Source organism: Clavibacter sp. MX14-G9D (assembly GCF_032917815.1).
In the GTDB taxonomy this organism is placed as follows: Bacteria; Actinomycetota; Actinomycetes; order Actinomycetales; family Microbacteriaceae; genus Clavibacter; species Clavibacter michiganensis_K.
In genome coordinates this window covers 1-4,674 of sequence record NZ_JAVCVL010000203.1, presented here as the reverse complement: position 1 = coordinate 4,674, position 4,674 = coordinate 1, and the positions used below count along the sequence as shown (strand labels likewise).

3 protein-coding genes are annotated in these 4,674 nt (G+C 75.5%); 2 read left to right on the top strand and 1 reads right to left on the bottom strand.

Annotated features, from left to right (window positions below; translation table 11 throughout):
- Window positions 1–45: 45 nt before the first annotated feature.
- Complete coding sequence (locus Q6969_RS13025) at window positions 46–681, bottom strand: helix-turn-helix domain-containing protein (RefSeq protein ID WP_317230815.1); 636 nt, start codon at window positions 679–681, stop codon at window positions 46–48.
- 110 nt (window positions 682–791) lie between these two features.
- On the opposite strand from Q6969_RS13025, the gene Q6969_RS13020 reads away from it, so the two are divergent.
- Together Q6969_RS13020 and Q6969_RS13015 are read left to right on the top strand one after the other, a co-directional pair.
- Entirely contained in the window at window positions 792–2,072 is a 1,281-nt protein-coding gene (locus tag Q6969_RS13020) for an MFS transporter (protein ID WP_317230814.1), read from the top strand.
- Between the two features lie 74 nt (window positions 2,073–2,146).
- Window positions 2,147–4,633, top strand: a complete 2,487-nt coding sequence (locus Q6969_RS13015) for a glycoside hydrolase family 3 C-terminal domain-containing protein (RefSeq protein WP_317230813.1) — start codon at window positions 2,147–2,149, stop codon at window positions 4,631–4,633.
- Window positions 4,634–4,674 lie beyond the last annotated feature (41 nt).

The following is a 4,674-nucleotide window of genomic DNA, read 5'->3' as shown; positions in this document are numbered from 1 at the left end:
GGCGGCCACGGCGGACGGCGACCGCGCTCACGGCGGTGGGCGCGGTCAGGTCGTGGTCGCGGCGCGCTCCCCGGCCGGCAGCGGGAGCGCCCCGCCGCTCAGGGCCCGGATGGAGCGCTCGAGCGCATCGCGCATGTCGATGTCCGGGCGGTAGCTCCACTGCAGCTGGAGGCCGTCGCTGACGGCCACGGCGAGGCGGGGGAAGGAGGCCCGGGGCCAGCCCGCCGGGAGCTCGACGCCGAGGTCGCGCACCTGGTCGGCGAGGGCCCCCACGACGCGCGCGTAGCGGTCGGCGATGTAGGAGTGCGCGGGGTGCTCGACGCCCGCCGCGTCCACGACGAGGCGGGAGTACAGCGCGACGAGCCCGGGCGTCGCGGCGTTGCGGGAGCTGGCGTGCAGGAGCGCGCCCACCATGTCCGCGGGATCCGCGTCGGGCATGGCGTCGCGGTGGTCGGCGGCGGAGTGCGCGTCGCGCTCCTCGAGCACGGCGGCGATGAGCGCCTCGCGCGACTCGAAGTAGTGGAGGACGCCCGCCTTGCTGATGCCCACGGCGTCGGCGATCTCCTGCAGGGACGACGCCGAGTACCCCCGCTCGGCGATGAGGGCGAGCGCGGCCTCGAGGATCTCGCGGCGCCGGGTCGCCCCCTTGGCGTACCGCCGCGGCCCCTCTGCCCCTGCCATGGATCGACCTTAGCGATCCCGGGCGACGGCAAATACCTACCGCGGGTCGGTTTTGCGTGCTACCGTCATGCCGAGCCGCCGACGAGGGCGGCCAGACACCAGGAGGCACCGTGGCCGACGCAGTCCGAGAGCAGCACACCGAGGGCGCGTCGCGCGCCCTCCCCAGCGTCCGGGACGGTGTCCGCCCGCCCGGCTCGCGTCGCGCCGAGATCGGGATGCCCATCGCGCTCCTCGGCCTCTTCGTGGCCCTGCTGCCGCCCATCATCGTGTCGCTCGCGCTCAAGGTGAACGAGGTCGCGCCGGGGAGGACCGCCGGGACGCTGAGCCTCGTGCTCGGCCTCGGCGCGATCGTGGCGCTCGTCGTGAACCCGCTCGCGGGCCGCCTCTCCGACCGCACGACCGGCCGACTCGGCATGCGGCGCCCCTGGATCATCGGCGGCGTCGTCCTCGGCTACGGCGCGCTCGTCCTCCTCACGCAGGCGACCACGGTGCTCGCCCTGGTGGGCGCGTGGATGCTCGTGCAGGCCTGCTTCAACGCCGCCATCGCCGCGCTCATCGCCGTCATGGCCGACTCCGCCCGCCCGCGCAACCGCGGACGCGTCGCCGCCGCCGTCGGCGTCGCGCAGAACGGCTCGCTCGTGGTCGGCACCTTCATCGTGCAGCTGTTCGCCACCACGACGCAGCAGGTGCTCGTGCCCGGCGCGGTCGGCGTGGCCGTGGTGGTCGCCTTCGCGCTCGTCTTCCGCGACCGCGTGCTCGTCGAGCGCCCCGCGGCGCCCCTGGGCGTCCGCGAGCTGCTCGGGTCCTTCGTGTTCGACCCGCGCAGGAACCCCGACTTCGGCTGGGCCTGGCTCATGCGCTTCCTGCTCACCGCGTCGGCCGTCACGGCCACGAACTACCTGGCGCTCTACCTCATCGACGACCTCGGCGTCGCCGAGGCCGACGTCGCGAACGCGGTATTCCTCGCGACCCTCTTCAACGTGATCGGCGTGGTCTCGACCACCTTCGTGGCCGGCTGGCTGAGCGACCGGCTCGGCCGCCGCAAGGTGTTCGTGGCCGCCGCGGCGCTCGTCGCGGTCGTCGGCCTCGTGATCCTCGCCCTCGCCCCCAGCCTCGCCGTCGTCTACGCGGCGCAGCTCGTGATCGGCGCGGGCATCGGCTCGTTCTACGCCGTCGACCTCGCGCTCATCACCGACGTGCTCCCGAGCGACTCGGACAACGGCAAGGACCTCGGCGTCGTGAACATCGCGCAGGCGCTGCCCCAGTCGCTCGTCCCGACCGCGGCCGGTGGCGTCGTCGCCGTCGCCGGCTACCCGGGCCTCTTCCTCGCGGGCGCCGCCGCCGGCCTCCTCGGCGCGGTGGCCGCCTTCCGCGTGAAGGGCGTCCGATGAGCGGCCCCGTCTTCCCCGCACCCGACCGGGGCGAGGAGACTCGCCCCGACGCCGACGTCCCCGAAGGAGCACCCATGGACCCCCGCGAGAGCACGCCGCTCGACCCCGACACCGCCCGCCTCGAGGAGCTCGTCGGGCGCCTCGCGCTCGAGCAGAAGGTGCAGCTCGTCACGGGCCGCGACTTCTGGACCACGTGGCCCGTGGACGGGATCGGCCTCCGCCGCATGCTCGTCTCCGACGGCCCGAGCGGCGTGCGCGGCGAGGTGTGGGACGAGCGCTCCCCCTCGCTCAACCTGCCGTCCGCCTCCGCGCTGTCGTCGACCTGGGACACCGGGATCGCGGCCCGCTACGGCCGGGCGTCCGCGGTGGAGGCGCGCCGCAAGGGCGTCGACGTCGTGCTCGGCCCGACCATCAACCTGCACCGCTCCCCCTACGGCGGGCGGCACTTCGAGGCGTTCAGCGAGGATCCGCTCCTCACCGCCGACCTCGCCGCCGCGTACGTGCGGGGCGTCCAGGAGAACGGCGTCGGCGCCACCCCCAAGCACTACGTCGCCAACGAGTACGAGACCGACCGGTTCACCGCGGACAGCGTCGTCTCCGAGCGCGCGCTCCGGGAGCTGTACCTCGCGGCGTTCGAGAAGGCCGTCGTCCAGTCGCGCGCCTGGCTCGTCATGAGCTCCTACAACTCCATCAACGGCACGACCTCCACGGAGAACGACCTGCTGGAGACGCCGCTGAACTCCGAGTGGGGCTTCGACGGCGTCGTGGTCAGCGACTGGACGGGCGTCCGCAGCGTCGACGCCGCGCGCGCCTCGCAGGACCTGGAGATGCCCGGCCCGCTCGGCGCGTGGGGCCCCGCGCTCCTCGACGCCGTGCGCGACGGCCGCGTGCTCGAGGGCGACATCGACCGCAAGGTCCTCCGCCTCCTCCGGCTCGCCGCCCGGGTCGGCGCGCTCGAGGGCTTCGACGCCGTCGCGCCCGCCCCCGTCGCGGTCGAGGACGGCGTCGCGTTCGCGCGCACCGCCGCCGCGGCCGGCAGCGTGCTCGTGCGGAACGCGGGCGGGGCGCTCCCGCTCGACGCATCCGCCCTCCGGACCGTCGCCGTCATCGGCCACAACGCCGTCGAGGCGCGCACGCAGGGCGGGGGCAGCGCGACGGTCATCCCGGAGCACGTGGTCACGCCGCTCGACGGGATCCGCGACGCGCTGCCCGACGGCGTCGACGTGCGGTACGCGCGCGGCGCGGTCGTGCAGAAGGGGATCCAGGAGCTGCCGTTGGCGGAGATCCGGAACCCCCGCACGGGCGAGCCGGGCGCGCTCGTGCGCTTCCTCGACGCGGACGGCAGCGAGATGTTCACGGAGGACCGCCGGGCGACGACCCTCATGTACTTCGGCGGCGACGCCCCGACGGGCACGGCGGCGGTCATCGAGATCACGGCCCGCTGGACCCCGACGACGACGGGCGAGGTGCTCTTCGGCTTCAGCGCCACCGGCCGCGGCCGCGTGTACGCCGACGGCGCGCTCCTCCGCGAGGACGGCGCCGCGCCCGTCGGCATGGACCTCGGCGCGAGCCTCATGTCCCCGCCCTCGATCTCGGCCGCGCTGGCGGCGACCGCGGGCGAGCCCGTGGACCTCAGGGTGGAGTTCGAGCTCACCTCCATGCCGGGCGGCCTCGCGGGCATCCTCGGCATCACGGTGGGCCTCGAGGCCGACGAGTCCGACCCGGAGCGCCTGCTCGACGAGGCCGTGGCGGCCGCGACCGGCGCGGACGTCGCGATCGTCGTCGTCGGAACGAACGCCCAGGTGGAGTCGGAGGGCTTCGACCGCGACTCCCTCGCGCTCCCGGGCCGCCAGGACGAGCTGGTGCGGCGCGTCGCCGCCGTCGCCCCGCGCACCGTCGTGGTCGTCAACTCCGGCTCCCCGGTCCTCCTGCCCTGGCGGGAGGAGGTGGACGCGGTCCTCCTCGCGTGGTTCGGCGGCCAGGAGTTCGGCGCGGCCCTCGCGGACGTGCTCCTCGGCGCCGTCGAGCCGGGCGGACGCCTCCCCACCACGTGGCCCGCCGCGGAGGAGGACGTGCCCGTCCGGAGCGTCACGCCCGTCGACGGGCGGGTCGTCTTCGACGAGGGGATCCACGTCGGCTACCGCGCCTGGCTCCGCGCCGGCGCGACGCCCGCCTACCCGTTCGGCCACGGCCTCGGGTACACGACGCACGCCCTCGACGACCTCCGCGTGTCCGACGACGGCGCGGGCGGGATCACGGCGACCGTCACCGTGACGAACACGGGCGACCGCGCGGGCAAGCAGGTCGTGCAGGCCTACGCGTCGCGCCCGGCGTCCGCGGTGGACCGTCCGGTCCGCTGGCTCGCGGGCTTCGCGTCCGTGCACCTGGAGGCCGGCGCGTCGGCGGAGGTGCCCGTCGCGATCGCCGCCCGCGCCTTCCAGCACTGGGACGGCGGCTGGCGGCGCGAGCCCGGCGCCTTCCGCCTGCACGTGGGCACCTCGGTGGACGCGACGCCGCTCGAGCGGGACGTCGACCCGGCCGGGGCCGCCGCCGCGGGCTGATCGGCGCCGGCACGACCCGCGAGGCGGGGGGGCGGGGGGGG

What these genes read in the sequence shown, in the direction of transcription:
- Q6969_RS13025 (WP_317230815.1), bottom strand. Translation starts at nt 681, where the DNA reads ATGGCAGGGGCAGAGGGGCCGCGGCGGTACGCCAAGGGGGCGACCCGG.
- Q6969_RS13015 (WP_317230813.1), top strand. Translation starts at nt 2,147, where the DNA reads ATGGACCCCCGCGAGAGCACGCCGCTCGACCCCGACACCGCCCGCCTC.